This is a genomic window from Acinetobacter sp. WCHAc010052 (assembly GCF_002165295.2).
Lineage (GTDB): Bacteria > Pseudomonadota > Gammaproteobacteria > Pseudomonadales > Moraxellaceae > Acinetobacter > Acinetobacter chinensis.
The window spans coordinates 572,145-588,743 of the sequence record NZ_CP032143.1; the positions used below are offsets into that span (position 1 = coordinate 572,145).

The following is a 16,599-nucleotide window of genomic DNA, read 5'->3' on the forward strand; positions in this document are numbered from 1 at the left end:
CTAAACGACATAGTATAAGTGATGGAAGGACTGGATTTACATACACACAGCAATATTTCTGATGGAACTTTGTCACCGGCACAGCTGGTGCAGGCTGCCCATGAGCGTGGTGTGCATACGCTTGCACTGACGGATCATGACACAATGGATGGGCTGGATGCAGCGGGAGCCGCGGCTCAGACTGTAGGCATGACCATTGTTTCAGGTGTGGAAATTTCCAGTCAGTGGTCCAGACCCTCCACGAAAAAAAGTTATGGCGTACATATTGTTGCATTAAACATGCAGAATCCTGAACCTTTACAGCGTGTACTTGAGCAGCAGAAACAGATCAGGGCAAGCCGTGCACGTCAGATCTGTGATCTGTTGGTTCCGCTGATCGGGCAGGATATTTATGAAGATGTGCTGAGCAAAGTAGACCATGTTCCAGATCGTGTCACGCGGACGCATATTGCAAAAACACTGGTGGAAAAAGGCATAGTCAGTAGAGTACAGCAGGCTTTTGACAAATATATCAAGGAAGGCAAAAAAGCCTACGTCAGATTTGATGGACTGGGACTGGAAGAAACTGTTCAGGTGATTCATGAAAGTGGTGGATTTGCTGTGCTGGCACATCCGACCAAATATGATTTATCTGCAACCAATATCCGTTATCTGATTGAAATATTTGCAGGATATGGTGGCGATGCTGTTGAACTTCCACCGAATATTGAACCAGCTTCGACCCGACAGATGGTTGACCGGATGATTGCGCAGTTCAGTCTGAAAGTATCGGTTGGCAGTGACTATCATGGCGATCACATGCCCTGGATTAAACTTGGAAATATTCCACGGGTAAAAGAAGGGCAGGTCGGTATCTGGGAATCTTTTAAATAATTGATTCAGGTTTCAATCCAGACCTTCATCGCCGTGAAGATCTGTGAAAATGAATTACAGCAGATTATGATCCTGCGCCTGAATGGGTGGCGGTGTCGGTTTACCTAAAGTTCCCAGCAGTTCAATTTCAATGGTTCTGACCATGGAATCAAGCGGTAAATCATTGCTCTGAGTTCCAAAAGGTTCTTCAATTTCAGAGCTTAAAGCATCCAGCCCAAGAAAAGTATAAGCCAGGATACCCACCAGCAGAGGTGTTGCAAGCCCAAGTGTGGACCCCAGACTGAATGGCAGCATAAAGCAGAAGAAATAAACAGTACGGTTCAGCAGGACAGAGTAGGCAAAAGGTAAAGGCGTGGTTGCTATGCGGTCACAACCGGTCTGTACCAGGCTCAGTTCCGTCACATGATCATTCATCTGTGTGTAAATAATATCGGAAATTTCACCTTCTTTCATCGCCTGCATCAGCTCCCACTGAATCAGGCTGAGCGTATATTGCGGTGCATTTGCATGCTGGTACAGCTGAGTGACAGCCTGCTGACTCATACCGCTAGTTTCCACCAGGGCAGTGGGATTGGCAGTCTGGTGTCTTAATCGGTCACGCAGGACGTTGGCAAACGCAATCACATGCTGAATGACCCGCTCACGTCGCCCCTGACTCAGCATACGGCAGTCACGGTCGAAATGGCGTGCATTGGCAATGAGCATGCCCCACAGTTTGCGGGCTTCCCACCAGCGGTCATAACAGGCAGTATTTTTAAAACCGAGGAAAATGGACAGTACAACACCGATCAGGGTGAAGCCGACCAGGGGCATTTCTGTAAAATGAAAGTAGTCAATATAAGATAAACCACCAATGATGGTGGAGAGCAGCATAACAACCCCTAATGGTGGCAATACCTTAGGCAGGATCGTTCCACGCCATGAGAAAAGCAGCCTGAAAACACTGGGTTGGTCACGCACTATCATGATTTTTTATGTCTATCGGTTTTGTGTTGATCTTCATGGCTTGCCTTGCTTTTGTCAAGGGTTCGCAACCCGAATCATACCAGTTTCATGCAGTCGTTTTCTGCAAATGAAAAGAAACCGTCCTGAGTGATAATACAGTGATCGAGTAACTGAATTTCAGCCAGGTTCAGTGCCTGCTGAATTTGCAGGGTCAGCGTCATATCTGCCTGTGAAGGCTGTGCTTTACCAAAGGGATGATTATGAGCAATGACAATGGAGCTGGCATGCTGCTGAATGGTGTGTCTGAGTAACTGATTGATGGAAATTTCACAGGAATTCAGTGAGCCGTAAAAGAGCTTTTTAAAACTGATTTTACGCAGTTCAGCATCAAGGCACAGTACAGCAAATACCTCCTGTGTTTCCCCGAGCAGTTCAAAACGTAGAAAGTCTTTGAGTACAGTGGAACTGGTAATTTCAATTTTTTGCTGAAATAAATGCTGGGCTGTATAGCGTCGTCCAAGTTCACGGACGGCAATCAACTGAGAATATTTGGACAGCCCCATGCCATGAAATCTGCACAGATCTTCCTGTGAGGCATTCAGTACAAGGCTCAGACTGCCAAAATGCTGAAGCAGCATACGGGCAAGTTCAACCGCTGAATGCTGTCTTGAGCCTGAACGAAGAAAAATTGCCAACAGTTCTGCATCAGACAGACTGTCTGCCCCTTGCTGAATCAGACGTTCACGTGGACGTTCCTGTTCAGGCCAGTGTTTTATTGAAAAATTCATTGTTTTTAGACTTTTTTATTATGAAATAGGTATGAATTACCCGAGTATGTGACTTGGGAATGGGTATATTTAATGATATTGTGAGCGCCACTGCAACAGAAAGGTAGCCTGATCGTGAGTTTCGATCTCAGTGTATTTGCAAATAAAAATATTATTCTTGCGGTTACAGGTGGTATTGCCGCCTATAAAAGTGCCATTTTAGTCCGCCGTTTAAAGGATTACGGCTTTAATGTCCGTGTGGTCATGACCAAAGGCGCACAGGCTTTTATTACTCCACTGACTTTTCAGGCTCTTTCAGGCAATCCTGTACATACCGAATTACTCGACACTGAAGCAGAAGCGGGCATGGGACATATTGAGCTTGCACGCTGGGCAGACCTGATTCTGGTGGCACCTGCCAGCTGTGACAGCCTTGCTAAATTTGCTGCCGGTCTGGCAGATGATCTGCTGAGTACTTTATATTTGGCAACCAAAGCACTTGTCTGGGTTGCACCTGCCATGAATCAGCAGATGTGGGCAGCCAAAGCTACACAGCGTAATTTAAATACCCTGGTGGAAGATGGCGTACATGTCATCATGCCTGCGGCAGGAGCTCAGGCATGTGGTGATGTTGGACTGGGACGTATGCCGGAACCTGAGGAAATTGCAGAACAGGTCAAAGATTATTTCCACAAGGCACAGCGTGCCCTGGCAGAAAAGTTTGGTCTGCTGGCAGGGAAAAAAGTCACGATTACGGCAGGTCCTACCCGTGAAGCGATTGACCCTGTGCGTTATATTTCCAATCACAGTACCGGAAAAATGGGCTTTGCAATTGCCGCTGCCTGTTATGCTGCTGGGGCAAAAGTGACTTTGCTGGCAGGTCCTGTCAGTCTGGATACACCAAACGGTGTCCGCCGTATCAACGTTTCATCGGCAATGAAAATGCTTGATGAAAGTCTGCATCAGCTGGAAGAAGGCTGCGACATCTTTATTGCAACTGCCGCCGTGGCAGACTATCGGGTTGCTGAAGTTGCAGAGCATAAAATTAAAAAAGCAGGTGATGAACTGAATGTCGCACTGGTGAAAAATCCGGATATTGTGGCAACCATTGCTCAGCAGAGCAAACGTCCATTTATGGTGGGCTTTGCCGCAGAAACCCGTAATGTAGAAGAATATGCAGCGGGGAAACTGGTGGCCAAGAAGCTCGATATGATTGCCTGCAATGATGTTTCACGTAAGGACATCGGCTTTGCTTCTGATGAAAATGCCATGACAGTATTTTTTGCAGAACAGTATCAGATGGAAAAACGTGATCTGGAAAAAGCATCCAAGCAGGAAATTGCTCAGCAGTTGGTGGAGGCTGTTCATGATGCCTTGCACAATGAAATAGATCCCGTTTAAATTTTTTTTCATTCAGAAAACAAAAAATGCAACGAATCCGTTGCATTTTTTATGTGTCATCCACTAAGTTGATCTTTGACTGGAATGTCATCATAAAATACAGTTCAGGGATACACAGGATCACCTGCATCATGCTTTTCACAATAACGCAGCCACAGTTTTACAGAACAATCAAAGGAATTGCTCATGATTAAAAAAACTTTAGCCACACTCCTGTTTTCATCTGCCTTGCTGGTCAGCAGTCTGAGTTTTGCAGAAACACTTGAGCATAATATGGAGACACTGGCTAAAAACTATAAGGCATTTAATAAAGCTGAAAATACCAAAGATGCACAGAAAGCACTGGACAGTATGAAAACGGCTGCTCTGGATGCAAAAAAGGTCAAATTAAAAACAGCAGACCGTAAAGCACCAACTTCAGACGCTCTGTATGATCAGCTGATTGGACAGATTGATAAGACCAGTGCATTGCTGAAAGCCGGTCAGCTGGCACAGGCAAAAGTAGAAGGTCAGAAACTGAAGACCATACGTGATGCGGGACACTCAGTGTATCACCATCACTGAAGCTGGAGTCTGAAATCTAAGCCGCGTGTTCATCATGCGGTTTTTTTATTAATGTCTGATGTGATGGCAGAGAAAACTGCGCATGATCTGGATTTTGCAGACTGGAACAGACTGATACAGTGTGCTTAGGATTTTCATGAATCCATACCTGTCAGGACACTGGAGATGAATATGCAGCAGCAAAGACAGTTTGAACGGATTGCCAGTGCAATAGAATTCATTCAGCATAATTTTAAAACTCAGCCCAGTCTGGATGAGGTTGCTGCCCATCTGCATCTGAGTCCTGCGCATTTTCAGCGGTTATTTACTGAATGGGCAGGAACCAGTCCCAAGAAATTTTTACAGTACATCAGCCTGAATTATGCAAAACAGCAGTTACAGCAAAACTCTGTGCTCGAGAGTGCTTATGCCACAGGTCTGTCCAGTCCCAGCCGCCTGCATGACCTGTTTATTCAGATTGAAGGTATGACACCTGCTGAATATAAAAGTGGTGGGAAAAGTCTGAACATTCATTATCAGTTTGCTGATACGCCCTTTGGTAGGGTACTGATTGCGTCCACGGGTAAAGGTATCTGTCATATGTCATTCACTGATCTGTTGATGAGTAATGATATGAAGGCACTGGACGGCTTGCGGGCAAAATTTCCTGAAGCAACTTTTGTAGAGCAGCAGGACAGTTTTCAGCAGCATGCACTTGCGATGTTTCAGTCAGAACAGACTGAGTTTTCACAGATTAAACTGCATCTGAAAGGGACAGATTTTCAGCTGAAAGTCTGGGAATGCCTGTTGAAAATTCCAATGGGTCAACTGAGCAGTTATGGTGAAATTGCTGCCCGAACAGGAAAGCCAAAAGCATCCCGTGCTGTTGGAACAGCTGTTGGCTCAAATCCCGTGGCTTTTTTAATCCCTTGTCACAGGGTGATTCAGGCAACAGGAATACTCGGTGATTATCACTGGGGAAGTGTCCGTAAAACGGCAATGATTGGCTGGGAGGGAGCACATGTTCACTCAGAAGGACAATGATTCTCAGCCACTAGGCAGTTTGTTGCCTTATGAGGGGTGTGCCGAGTACTACGGCAAAGTTTTTGATGAGCAGGCAGCCAGTCTCTTTTTTGAAAAGTTGCTGAGTAATATTGACTGGAAACAGGACAAAGCCATTATTTTTGGTAAAACCATTTATACCCAGAGAAAAGTTGCGTGGTACGCAGAGCGACCATTTTCCTATACGTACTCCAGAACAACGAAACATGCGCTGCCGTGGACAGCTGAACTGCTTGAAATTAAAACGGTGGTGGAGCAGCTGACAGGGGAGCGTTTCAATTCCTGCCTGCTGAATCTGTACCATTCGGGCAATGAAGGAATGGCATGGCACAGTGATGGTGAGACTGAACTGAAAAAAGGGGGAGCAATTGCGTCAGTCAGCTTTGGCGCCGTGCGGAAATTCTGCTTTAAGCATAAACAGAGCAAAGAAAAAGTGGATGTGACACTTGAGCATGGCAGTTTACTGGTGATGAAAGAAAATACGCAGACTCACTGGTTGCACAGGCTTCCACCTGCAAAGAAAATCGAAACCGCACGCATTAACCTGACGTTCAGAATAATGACTGAAAACGGGCAATAAAAAAGACCGCATAAAGCGGTCTTTTTTTCTGAGTTCAGACTGAAACTTAAGCCTGACCTTCAGCAGCAGCGCCCTGAGCACGCTCAAGGTTCGCTTCAAACTCTGCATCAAAGTTGATTGGAGTCAGAAGCAACTGAGGGAAGCTGCCTTTGGTAACCATGTCATTCACAGCTTCACGCAGGAACGGGAAAAGAATGTTCGGGCAGTATGCACCTAAGATGTACGGAAGACGTTCTTCTTCAACACCATCCACCAGGAAAATACCAGACTGAGTCACGTCAACAATAAAAGCAGTCTCACCAGCATTGTTTGCCTGTACCACAACTTTTAAAGCCACTTCAAAGTGAGTCGGATCAATTTTTTCAGCCGAAGATGAAAGATTGATATTTAACTCTGGTTGCCATTCCTTCGTGAATACCTGTGCCCCAGGAACCTCAAATGAAATATCTTTTGTATAAATACGTTCTAATGCCAGTTGTGGCTGAACCTGTTGTTCTTCACTCATTCTTTAATCCTTAATTATGAAGACATAATCATCTGATGTTTATGCCAGTAATTCGTCAAGTTTACCTTCACGTTCCAGTGCATACAGCTGGTCAAACCCACCGATGAACTGTTCGTTAATGAAAATCTGAGGAACTGTACGGTGTTTAGTGCGCTGCATTAACTCCATACGGACTTCAGGTTCTTCATTGGATAAATTGATTTCTTTATATACCACACCTTTACGCTCAAGAAGCTGTTTTGCGCGGACGCAATATGGACATACAGAAGTTGAATAAATAGTGACTTCAGCCATTTTAAATCTCCTTAAGCGAAATTATTTGCTTTTAACCAGTGGTAAGCCCTGAGCTTTCCAGTTGTTGACACCACCGTCAAGACGGTAAGCATCTGCATGACCCACCTGCTGTAATGCAGTACCGGCAATCTGACCCAGATTACAGATAAAGACCAGCGGACGGTCTGTTGCTTTTAACTCTTCAAGATGTTTGGTCAGCTGGCTGTACGGAATATTGCGGCTGCCACTGATGTGACCTTCACGAAAATCCTTGGCATCACGCAGATCAATCAGCATGGCATTTTTTGCTTTGACTAAAATACCCAGTGATTGTGCTGAAATTTTACGACCGTTACGCTGTCCTTCAAGAACGAAAAACAGAACAATCAGAACCGCGAGTGTTCCAAACAGGAAGGGGTGATTCCCCATAAATTCGAACCAGCGTTCCACAAGTCACCTAACTACAATTTAAAATTGCCAAGAGTATAGCTCATAAATATGGCGATCAAAATCACCGCTTCAAGGGCTGGGAATGAATAAAACCTAATTTTTTTGCTGAGCTTCAACAATTTCATCGGTTAAGCGTAAAAAACTGTCCAGCCGACGGGCTAAAATTTCGCCATCCTGCACAGCCTGACGTAAAGCACATTGCTTTTCATGCTTATGGGTGCAGTTGCGGAACTGACAGTAGCCGAGCCGGTTTTCAATTTCAGGAAAGCCGCGCTGAACTTTTTCAGCATCCAGATGCCACAGACCAAATTCACGGATTCCCGGTGAATCAATCAGTGCGCCGTTTTCGCCAAAACGGATCAAACGGGTGGATGTAGTCGTGTGCTGACCCAGTGCGGAGTTCTCAGAAATAATATTGGTTTTCTGTGCTGCATCCGGCACGATGGCATTGATCAGAGAGCTTTTTCCGACGCCAGACTGCCCAACAAAAGCAACCGTTTCACCGTCCAGACGCTGCTGAAGCTCTGTCAGATCTCCCATGGAATGAGTCTGCATGACTTCATAACCAAGGTTCTGATACTCCTGGATCAGATCCAGTACCGGATCATTTTCCTGAAGCAGGTCAGTTTTATTCAGTACCAGCAGGGCAGCAATATCCGCTTCTGCGCAGGCAACCAGATAACGGTCAATCAAACCCGGTGCAGGTTCAGGCAGTGCTGCAAATACAATCACAATCAGACTGATGTTGGCAGCCACAGGTTTGACTTTATGATAACGGTCAGGTCGGGTCAGCAGGGATGTACGGGGTTGAATCGCAGTAATGATTCCAAGCCCTGTGTTTGGATCAGCCTGCCATTTTACACGGTCACCTGTGACCAACAGTTCAAGGTTGGTACGGGTGTGACATCGCCACACGCTGCCCAGTTCGATGGCTTTCCAGGCAGGCTCAGGTTCGCCTTCAGCAACGGTCGGTTTTTCAGGATGCACCTCAGGTACAGAAAGTGCCTGTACTTCAAGCTGTCGTCCATAATGCTGGACAATCAGACCTTCAAGGTCACTGGAAGTATCTGCTTCTTCCTGACGTGTCTTGTGTTGCTTATGAATGCGGCGCTGCTGCTGTTCAGTCAGTCGACGCTTGCGGATTAAAGCCATTCATTTCCTAAAACCGTGAACTCAGGTAGGCAAAAATAGCATGAAGCAGGGTATCAGTTACAGCCAGAAAGCAATTAATTTGCTACTATTGATGTTTTACAGCCTAATAAGATTGCACATTTATGAGCAGCACACCTGATACCCGCCTGATCTGGATTGACCTTGAAATGACAGGTCTTGATACTGACAACGACCGGATCATTGAAATTGCAACGATTGTTACGGATGATAATCTGAATATTCTTGCGGAAGGTCCTGTTCTTGCGGTGCATCAGTCCGATCTGATTCTGAATGCAATGGATGAATGGAATACCCGTCAGCATGGTCAGTCAGGACTGATTGAACGTGTACGTCGCAGTAAACTGACTGCTCAGGATGCAGAACAGCAGACGCTTGAGTTTCTGAAAAAATGGGTCAGCCCAAAATCATCACCGATGTGTGGTAACTCCATCTGTCAGGATCGTCGTTTTATGCACCGCCTGATGCCAGAACTGGAACAGTTCTTCCATTACCGTAATCTGGATGTTTCTTCGGTGAAAGAACTGGCAAAACGCTGGCGTCCAGAAATCATGGGTGGTCTGAAAAAGAATGCTTCGCATCTGGCAATGGATGACATCCGTGACTCGATTGCGGAACTGAAATACTACCGTGAATATTTCTTTATTATGAATAAAGACTGATGCAGATAAAAAAGAGGCGGAAGCCTCTTTTTATTTTTTAAATACATGAAAGCTAATAATTTAAGGCAATACCTGTAAGCTAAAAATGCGTTATAGTTCACGGAAAATTTGTGATGAATTTTTTTTCAGTTATAGTACAGAGTATCTTTGAAATTAAACCTTAGTCTGACATTGTATTGAGTAAGTGTTTCCCTTTCCCTGTTTTTAAATTATAAAAATGAGAGCGTTATGCAAAGTAATAACCCGATTTTAACCCGTGTGGAAGCCACAACTGACTTCAGTCAGCCGATGACCGTCCGTGGTGCAATTCAGAAATCTGTGCTGTTGACCGTCATTGCTGCTGTGCTGGGTCTGGGCGTGTTTCTCTACAGCTTTATGACACAGAATGTTTCTATGGCTTATGCGGCTGCACTGGTCGGTGGTATCGGTGGTTTCATTCTGGCACTGATCACGACATTCAAACCGAATACAGCGCCTGTACTGGCAATCCCTTATGCTTTTTTTGAAGGTGCATTTCTGGGCGGTGTTTCGGTCATTTTCCAGCTGCGTTTTCCTGGTGTACCGCTTCAGGCATTACTTGCGACCTTTGTGACTACACTGGTGATGTTTGGTCTGTACCGTTTTCAGATTATCCGTGCCACAGAGAAATTCAAAGCAGTGGTCATGTCTGCCAGTATTGCGATTGCGCTGGTATTCGTGGTGCAGATGATCATGCGCCTGGCATTTGGTTCGAGTATTCCTTATCTGTTTGAAACCAACCTGCTGGGTATTGGCTTTGCAGCATTTGTAGCGGTGATTGCATCTTTGAACCTGATTCTGGATTTTGATCTGATTGAAACAGGGGCATCTCAGTACGCACCTAAGGCTTATGAATGGCTGTGCGGTATTGCAATGCTGGCGACGCTGGTGTGGATGTATTATTCATTCATGCGTCTGCTGAGCATGTTACAGGGTGACGACTGATCTCCCTTAAATTTTAAGTTGAATGACTGATCGCTCTTTGAAAGGGCGATTTTTTGTTTATCTCTGCAGGATTTAAAAAAAGTCGCATTATGCAATTTCTTAAATACCTGAGACAGGGCATTATTGTCGTCAAATTACTTTAAGTGAGATTCACATGGCACAAGGACTACTGGCAGGTAAGCGTTTTCTGATTGCGGGTATTGCAAGTAAATTATCCATTGCTTTTGGTATTGCACAGGCATTACATCGTGAAGGTGCTGAACTGGCTTTTACTTATCCGAATGAAAAACTGAAAAAGCGTGTGGATGAATTTGCAGCGCAATTTGGTTCTGAGCTTGTCTTTCCTTGTGACGTTGCGGTAGATGCCGACATTGACAGTGCATTTGCAGAACTGGCAAAACACTGGGATGGTCTGGATGGCGTGGTGCATTCAATTGGTTTTGCACCTGCGCATACACTGGATGGTGACTTCACTGACGTGACTGACCGTGACGGTTTCAAAGTTGCACATGACATCAGTGCATACAGCTTTATTGCAATGGCACGTGCTGCCAAGCCTTTACTGGCTGCCCGTCAGGGTTGTCTGCTGACACTGACCTATCAGGGTTCTGAATATGTGATGCCAAACTATAACGTAATGGGCATGGCAAAAGCATCGCTTGAAGCAGGTGTCCGTTATCTGGCATCCAGTCTGGGTGCAGAAGGTATCCGTGTCAATGCGATTTCAGCAGGTCCGATCCGTACACTGGCTGCATCAGGCATTAAATCATTCCGTAAAATGCTGGATGCCAATGAAAAAATTGCACCACTGAAACGTAATGTCACCATTGAAGATGTGGGTAATGCCGCACTGTTCCTTTGCTCGCCGTGGGCAAACGGTATTACTGGTGAAATCCTGTATGTTGATGCTGGCTTTAATACGGTTGGTATGAGCCCTTCAATGATGGATGATGAATAAGTTTCTGTTCAAGTCTGACATTATTGAAAAAAGCGCCTGATTTCAGGTGCTTTTTTTATGGAAAAATTTAAAATAGACTGAAGCTGTTTTTAAAAATAAAAGAAACAATAATTTCTGGGGAAAGCTGATGTGGTTTTTACTGGTACTGATTTTAGCGATAGGTGGTCTGGCCTTCTGGATGTGGAAACGTCCTGACCCTGTTACACGGGATCAGAACAATGTTCAGAGCGAACTCTGGTTTGAACAGCTGGAGGCACAGCTCGGTTATGCAGAGGAACTTGTGAACAGTGGGACTGAAGCTGATCATGAGCGTGCATATCAGATTTATACCGATCTGGGGCAGAAGTATGAACTTCCTGATGCATTCATCAATATGGCTGCCATGCAGCTCAAGGGGCAGGTGAAATCACCTGATGTACAGACCGCGGTGGCTCAGCTGGAAAAAGCATACCGTATGGGCAGTGATGTTGCCGCTTTTCGGTTGGGTGAAATCTATGACTGTGCTGACTATGGGCGCGAAGATAAAGAAAAAGCAGCCTATTGGTATCAGCATGCCATTGCGAAAGGCAATACAGATGCTCAGTTTCAGATGGCAATCAAATTTATGCAGGGCGATGGAGTGGAAAAAGACGAAGCCCGCGCCATGAAAATTCTGAAAAATAATGCCGAGCAGGGCAATGCGGCATCGCAGTATATTCTTGGACAGCATTTCTGTGCAGAAGGTCCTGAGCAGGATTTTATTGCAGGGCATGGTTATCTGCATCAGGCTGCTGAAAACCGCCATCTGGATGCAACGCTGATGCTTGCTGAGCATTACAGTTGTGGGATTGGGGTTCCTGTAAATTCTGCAACAGCTTTAAAATATGCCAGAAACAGTGTGGAACTTGGAAGTACCCAGTTTGCCTATCCTTATTACCTGGCTGTCCTGCGTAGATTGTTTGATATCGAACAGCAGCCTGTGGTGGTCAGCCAGCTTGAAAAAATGGCAGAAAAGAAAGACAGCATGGCACTGAGCCTGCTTGGAACTGCCAGTTTTAATGGATGGGCTGTTCCCTGTGATAAGCAGCGTGCTTTTCAGTTATGGTCTGAGGCGGCACATGCCGATGATCTGATTGCATTATGCAGTATTGCAGCGCTGTATTTTGAGGGGGATGTCGTTGATAAAAACACCCAGAAAGCATTTGGCATTTATCAGCATGCACATGCTATAGAAGCTCAGATGACCAGTAAAATGGGACTCGGAATCTGCTATTTACTTGGGGAAGGAGTTGCACAGGATCACAATCAGGCAAAAGAGCTGATCAGTGATGCCGCTGAGAGTTATATGGGCTATAAAGTCGAGACTCAGGCGGATATCTATTATGCACTGGGGCTGTATTACAGCAGTGAACTGATTCCAGTCATGAACGGCATACGTACCCGTCAGTATCTTGAATATGCCTATATTTCAGGTTCAGAAAAAGCAGCCTGTAAACTGGCAGGCAATTATCTGAAAGGATTGGGTGGGCTTGAGCAGGATGATACTCAGGCATTCAAATGGTATGAAAAGGGTGCTGAGCGTGGCGACCAGGAATGTTATGCCCAGCTGGGTATTCTGTATCTGTCTGGACAGGGCACTGAGCAGGATTATGCGCAGGCTTTGCACTGGCTGAAACGGGCTGAAGAACATCAGGACAGTCTGGCAATCAATCATCTTGCAGAAATGTATGAAAAAGGATGGGGGGTGGAAAAAGACCTCAGCTATGCTGTCAGTATGTATGAAAAGGCAGCAGCGATGAATGAGCCTGAAGCCTGTTATCAGCTGGGACGCTTATATTTACAGGGAGAAGGTGTAGTGAGGAATCTTGCGGAAGCGAGAAACTGGCTGGATAAAGCCCGCTCACTGGGCTATGAAAAAGCAGAACAGCTGTATCAGCGGCTGGATGAATATTTCTGATCATATTCAGACCCTGTAAAAAAGAGCCTCATCGGAGGCTCTTTTTTTATGATGGATGTATGAGTGTTTATTCAACTGTTTGATTCAGAGCCTGGGAGCTGTTTGACAGGACTGCCACCCAGTGCCTGCATGAGTGTGACGTAAGCGTTGTACTGACTCTGTCTGGTCTGAACCAGCGTCAGTCGTGCATTACGGGTTGTCTCCTGTGCATCCAGCAGGTTTTTCAGGGCAATCGCGCCATTTTTATAACGGACCTGAGTCAGGCGTTCAGTCTTTTCTGCCAGTTCAAGATTACGTTGCTGTAAGGCAACCTGTTTGTCCAGTTCACTGCGGGCAGAAAGTGCATTTTCAGTATCTGCAAAAGCCTGATATAAAGTCTGACGGTACTGGATAATGGCTTTTTCATAATCCAGTTCACTGATCTTCAGATCTTTTTTCATGTCATTGTATTGAAGAAAAGGCAGGCTTAGACTTGCCCCAAGGGACAGTGCAGGATTCTGCAGGAGCTGCGTCAGCGATGTACTGCTTGCCCCCAGATTGCCCGTCAGACTGATGGACGGATAATAACTGGCTTTGGTGGCATCTTTATTTGCCAGTGCTTTGCGTAAGCGCAGTTCAGCTGCATTTAAATCGGGACGACGTGAGAGCAGGCTTGCTGGCAGACCTGCTGAAATATTCGGTAAGCTGACACGTGGCAGCCGCTGTGGTTCCTGAATATTCAGCTGCTGTACAGGAATATTGAGCAACACCGCCAGTGCGGTACGTGCTTCGACACGCTGCTGATCAATCTGGCTCAGACTGGCTTTCTGACTTTGTACAGACTGTTCAGCCTGGGTCAGATCCAGTCCGGAAACTGCACCTGCTTTATACTGGGCACGAACCAGTTCATAGGTTTTCTGTGTGGATGCCAGATTCTGCTGTACGGTGCTGTAGCGTTCATTTAAATAACCGAGCTGCCAGTAGAGGTTGGCTGTGGTTGCAACCAGGCTCTGACCGGTTGCCTGCAGATCCTGTTCGGTTGCTTTGGCTTCCCACTGACTGGCTTCCGTCTGACGGGCAAGTTTTCCAAACAGATCGACCTCATAGCTTACACCACCACTCAGAGACAGACCTTTAGAGGCATCATCACCTGAATGCAGGTCTACACTGTGTCCGGCAGAAACACCTGAACTGACCCGCACTCCCTGTTTATTTGCAGTGAGTCCAGCCTGTAAGCGGGCTTGCTGTAAATTGATACCTGCTACTGCCAGGTCACTGTTTCGGGTCATGACCTGATCCACCAGCTGGTTCAGCTGACTGTCACCGAACAGTGTCCACCACTGATCTGCATAGAGATCATTCTGAATCTGTTTGCTGCTGGCTTTGTTATAGGCAAAATTTTCGGGAATGCTGACTGCAGGTGCCTGATAAGGTGTTTTCACCACGGCAGCACATCCGACCAGACTGCTTCCAAGAACAAGGGCAGCTGTAAGTTTTGTTAAATTCATCTGCATGAGAAATTCCTTATTTCCTGGTTATTCACGGGACAGTGCATCGACAGGGTCAAGCTGTGCGGCATTGCGTGCTGGAATGAATCCGAAGACCACCCCAATCAGTGTGGAGCAGACAAAGGCAGCAATAATGGATGTTGTGGAATACGCCATCTGGAATGTGCCTTTGGCAAAGTGTCCGATAATCTGACCAATACCCAGGGAAAGCAGCACACCGAGAATACCACCTAAAATACAGACCAGAATGGCTTCAATCAGGAACTGTTGCAGAATGTCAGACTGACGTGCTCCAACTGCCATACGAACCCCAATTTCCTGAGTCCGCTCAGTTACAGACACCAGCATGATGTTCATGACCCCAATTCCCCCGACCACCAGGGAAATGACTGCAATAGCAGATACCAGCAGGGTCATGGTCGCCGTGGTCTGCTCAATGGTTTCACGGATACTGTCAGAGTTCTGCGTAAAGACATCCTGTGCGTTGTGCCGTTGCTCCAGCAGCGCCAGAATGGCATTTTCAGCCACAGCACTCGGGTATTCATCTTTCACACGGACAGTGATGTTACGCACATTGGACTGACCCAGCATACGGCTCATGACCGTTGAATAAGGCAGATAGACATTCAGACTGTCCGAATTCCCCATCATGCTTTTCTGAGCTTCAGTGACACCAATAATCCGGCTCGGTAAATTTCCAAGCAGAATCACCTGACCGACAGGGTCGGTACCATCTGCAAAGAAAGTGTTTTTTGTATTGTTGTCAATGACAACATCCTGTGCCAGCTGATAGACACTCTGTTTGTCAAAAGCCTGACCCTCAGCGAGGTTGATCCCTTTGACGTAGAAAAAGTCATTGCCGACACCATTGACACTGATGGATGCTTCTGTGTCCTTGAAGCGACCCGTCACACTGGAACTGACTGAAGGGCTGACACCATCGACATAAGGCTGTTCAGCGAGTGCTTCTGCGTCGGCAGGAATCAGTGTTTTTGCTTGAGCCGTTTTAGAGTTGTCACCGAAACCACGCCCCTGGAAAATGGTAATGGTGTTGGTACCCAGGCTGCTGATATTTTCCAGAATCTGTTTCTGTGAACCATTTCCGAGTGCGACGACCGAAACGACCGACGCAATACCGATAATAATTCCGAGCATGGTGAGGAAAGTCCGCATGCGGTGTGCATTCATCGCCAGCAAGGCCATATTGAATGCTTCACCAAAACGGTCGAAAGTCGCCCGAAGAACCGAAGATTTTTTCTGTTTCTCGATTCCATCAGCCTCAATGAGCTGCTCGGTATGACCTTCTGTTTCAGGTGTGTTTGGACGGTCGGAGATAATATTACCGTCACTGATTTCAATAATACGGGTCGCATTTTTTGCAACATTCAGATCATGTGTGACCAGGATGATGGTGTGACCTTTGGCATTCAGCTCACGTAAAATACGCATCACTTCAATACCACTGTTTTTATCCAGCGCACCGGTCGGTTCATCTGCCAGAATGACATCGCCGCCATTCATCAGGGCACGGGCAATGGATACACGCTGTTGCTGACCACCTGAAAGCTGATTGGGACGGTTCTGTGTTTTGTCACCCAGACCCAGTTCCGTCAGCAGTTCATGTGAGCGTTTCTGACGTGCAGCAGGATCAACTCCTGCATAAATTGCAGGAACTTCGACGTTACCTGCGGCGGTCAGGTCTCCGAGCAGATGATAACGCTGGAAAATAAAACCGAAATATTCACGGCGTAACTGTGCCAGCTCATCGGGTTCAAGTTTACCGGTTTCACGACCATTGACCTTGTAACTGCCTGAATTCGGTTTGTCCAGACAGCCCAGGATATTCATCAGGGTCGATTTACCAGAACCTGACTGTCCCACAATGGCAACCAGTTCCCCTGGATAAATCTTCAGGTTGATGCTTTTTAAAATCTGAATCGTGGACTCACCCGCAGGGAACTCACGAATCAGATTGCTGACCTCAAGCAGAGGCTGCGTATTCTGACTGTTGTTCTGATCCATGC

At 46.2% G+C, this 16,599-nt stretch carries 17 protein-coding genes; 9 read left to right on the top strand and 8 right to left on the bottom strand.

The window, feature by feature from the left end:
• Positions 1–21: 21 nt before the first annotated feature.
• A complete protein-coding gene (locus tag CDG61_RS03180) occupies positions 22–873 on the top strand; it encodes a PHP domain-containing protein (protein ID WP_087551370.1) in 852 nt (283 codons plus the stop codon).
• 54 nt (positions 874–927) lie between these two features.
• Here the strand turns inward: CDG61_RS03180 and CDG61_RS03185 are convergent, their stop codons facing one another.
• Complete coding sequence (locus CDG61_RS03185) at positions 928–1,839, bottom strand: bestrophin family protein (protein ID WP_087513098.1); 912 nt, start codon at positions 1,837–1,839, stop codon at positions 928–930.
• A 74-nt stretch (positions 1,840–1,913) separates the two neighbouring features.
• Complete coding sequence (radC, locus tag CDG61_RS03190; protein WP_087551369.1) at positions 1,914–2,606, bottom strand: RadC family protein; 693 nt, start codon at positions 2,604–2,606, stop codon at positions 1,914–1,916.
• Between the two features lie 114 nt (positions 2,607–2,720).
• Between radC and coaBC the strand changes: the two genes are divergently transcribed.
• From coaBC to CDG61_RS03210, 4 genes are all read left to right on the top strand, one after another.
• Positions 2,721–3,986 (top strand): bifunctional phosphopantothenoylcysteine decarboxylase/phosphopantothenate--cysteine ligase CoaBC, encoded by a 1,266-nt coding sequence (coaBC, locus tag CDG61_RS03195; RefSeq protein WP_087551368.1) that lies wholly within the window; start codon positions 2,721–2,723, stop codon positions 3,984–3,986.
• Positions 3,987–4,172: 186 nt separating this feature from the next.
• Positions 4,173–4,550, top strand: a complete 378-nt coding sequence (locus tag CDG61_RS03200; protein ID WP_087551367.1) for a cytochrome b562 — start codon at positions 4,173–4,175, stop codon at positions 4,548–4,550.
• Between the two features lie 171 nt (positions 4,551–4,721).
• Positions 4,722–5,573 (top strand): methylated-DNA--[protein]-cysteine S-methyltransferase, encoded by an 852-nt coding sequence (locus tag CDG61_RS03205; protein WP_087551379.1) that lies wholly within the window; start codon positions 4,722–4,724, stop codon positions 5,571–5,573.
• A complete protein-coding gene (locus CDG61_RS03210; RefSeq protein ID WP_087551366.1) occupies positions 5,551–6,171 on the top strand; it encodes an alpha-ketoglutarate-dependent dioxygenase AlkB family protein in 621 nt (206 codons plus the stop codon). The genes CDG61_RS03205 and CDG61_RS03210 overlap by 23 nt, the downstream gene beginning before the upstream one ends.
• Before the next feature lie 46 nt (positions 6,172–6,217).
• Here CDG61_RS03210 and secB read toward each other — a convergent pair whose 3' ends face one another.
• From secB to rsgA, 4 genes are all read right to left on the bottom strand, one after another.
• The gene (gene secB / locus CDG61_RS03215) at positions 6,218–6,676 is read right to left on the bottom strand and encodes a protein-export chaperone SecB (protein ID WP_087551365.1); all 459 of its coding nucleotides are present in this window, start codon (positions 6,674–6,676) and stop codon (positions 6,218–6,220) included.
• A gap of 39 nt (positions 6,677–6,715) precedes the next feature.
• Positions 6,716–6,970, bottom strand: a complete 255-nt coding sequence (gene grxC / locus CDG61_RS03220; RefSeq protein ID WP_087513091.1) for a glutaredoxin 3 — start codon at positions 6,968–6,970, stop codon at positions 6,716–6,718.
• Between the two features lie 21 nt (positions 6,971–6,991).
• Entirely contained in the window at positions 6,992–7,399 is a 408-nt protein-coding gene (locus tag CDG61_RS03225; RefSeq protein WP_087513090.1) for a rhodanese-like domain-containing protein, read from the bottom strand.
• Between the two features lie 93 nt (positions 7,400–7,492).
• The gene (gene rsgA, locus CDG61_RS03230; protein WP_087513089.1) at positions 7,493–8,551 is read right to left on the bottom strand and encodes a small ribosomal subunit biogenesis GTPase RsgA; all 1,059 of its coding nucleotides are present in this window, start codon (positions 8,549–8,551) and stop codon (positions 7,493–7,495) included.
• A 122-nt stretch (positions 8,552–8,673) separates the two neighbouring features.
• Between rsgA and orn the strand changes: the two genes are divergently transcribed.
• From orn to CDG61_RS03250, 4 genes are all read left to right on the top strand, one after another.
• Positions 8,674–9,231 carry an oligoribonuclease gene (gene orn, locus CDG61_RS03235; RefSeq protein ID WP_087513088.1) on the top strand — a complete coding sequence of 186 codons (558 nt, stop codon included), beginning with the start codon at positions 8,674–8,676 and terminating at the stop codon, positions 9,229–9,231.
• A gap of 228 nt (positions 9,232–9,459) precedes the next feature.
• Positions 9,460–10,194 carry a Bax inhibitor-1/YccA family membrane protein gene (locus CDG61_RS03240; protein ID WP_087551364.1) on the top strand — a complete coding sequence of 245 codons (735 nt, stop codon included), beginning with the start codon at positions 9,460–9,462 and terminating at the stop codon, positions 10,192–10,194.
• 154 nt (positions 10,195–10,348) lie between these two features.
• Entirely contained in the window at positions 10,349–11,152 is an 804-nt protein-coding gene (locus tag CDG61_RS03245) for an enoyl-ACP reductase FabI (protein ID WP_087551363.1), read from the top strand.
• Between the two features lie 127 nt (positions 11,153–11,279).
• Positions 11,280–13,088 (top strand): tetratricopeptide repeat protein, encoded by a 1,809-nt coding sequence (locus CDG61_RS03250; RefSeq protein ID WP_087551362.1) that lies wholly within the window; start codon positions 11,280–11,282, stop codon positions 13,086–13,088.
• Positions 13,089–13,159: 71 nt separating this feature from the next.
• Here the strand turns inward: CDG61_RS03250 and CDG61_RS03255 are convergent, their stop codons facing one another.
• The gene (locus CDG61_RS03255) at positions 13,160–14,581 is read right to left on the bottom strand and encodes an efflux transporter outer membrane subunit (RefSeq protein ID WP_087551361.1); all 1,422 of its coding nucleotides are present in this window, start codon (positions 14,579–14,581) and stop codon (positions 13,160–13,162) included.
• Positions 14,582–14,602: 21 nt separating this feature from the next.
• Positions 14,603–16,597, bottom strand: coding sequence for a MacB family efflux pump subunit (locus tag CDG61_RS03260; protein WP_087551360.1), 1,995 nt, complete (start codon positions 16,595–16,597; stop codon positions 14,603–14,605).
• Between the last annotated feature and the right edge of the window lie 2 nt (positions 16,598–16,599).

Coding starts and splice junctions, on each gene's coding strand:
- CDG61_RS03180 (WP_087551370.1), top strand. CDS start 22: ATGGAAGGACTGGATTTACATACACACAGCAATATTTCTGATGGAACT.
- CDG61_RS03185 (WP_087513098.1), bottom strand. CDS start 1,839: ATGATAGTGCGTGACCAACCCAGTGTTTTCAGGCTGCTTTTCTCATGG.
- radC (WP_087551369.1), bottom strand. CDS start 2,606: ATGAATTTTTCAATAAAACACTGGCCTGAACAGGAACGTCCACGTGAA.
- CDG61_RS03200 (WP_087551367.1), top strand. CDS start 4,173: ATGATTAAAAAAACTTTAGCCACACTCCTGTTTTCATCTGCCTTGCTG.
- CDG61_RS03205 (WP_087551379.1), top strand. CDS start 4,722: ATGCAGCAGCAAAGACAGTTTGAACGGATTGCCAGTGCAATAGAATTC.
- CDG61_RS03210 (WP_087551366.1), top strand. CDS start 5,551: ATGTTCACTCAGAAGGACAATGATTCTCAGCCACTAGGCAGTTTGTTG.
- secB (WP_087551365.1), bottom strand. CDS start 6,676: ATGAGTGAAGAACAACAGGTTCAGCCACAACTGGCATTAGAACGTATT.
- grxC (WP_087513091.1), bottom strand. CDS start 6,970: ATGGCTGAAGTCACTATTTATTCAACTTCTGTATGTCCATATTGCGTC.
- rsgA (WP_087513089.1), bottom strand. CDS start 8,551: ATGGCTTTAATCCGCAAGCGTCGACTGACTGAACAGCAGCAGCGCCGC.
- orn (WP_087513088.1), top strand. CDS start 8,674: ATGAGCAGCACACCTGATACCCGCCTGATCTGGATTGACCTTGAAATG.
- CDG61_RS03240 (WP_087551364.1), top strand. CDS start 9,460: ATGCAAAGTAATAACCCGATTTTAACCCGTGTGGAAGCCACAACTGAC.
- CDG61_RS03245 (WP_087551363.1), top strand. CDS start 10,349: ATGGCACAAGGACTACTGGCAGGTAAGCGTTTTCTGATTGCGGGTATT.
- CDG61_RS03250 (WP_087551362.1), top strand. CDS start 11,280: ATGTGGTTTTTACTGGTACTGATTTTAGCGATAGGTGGTCTGGCCTTC.
- CDG61_RS03255 (WP_087551361.1), bottom strand. CDS start 14,581: ATGCAGATGAATTTAACAAAACTTACAGCTGCCCTTGTTCTTGGAAGC.
- CDG61_RS03260 (WP_087551360.1), bottom strand. CDS start 16,597: ATGGATCAGAACAACAGTCAGAATACGCAGCCTCTGCTTGAGGTCAGC.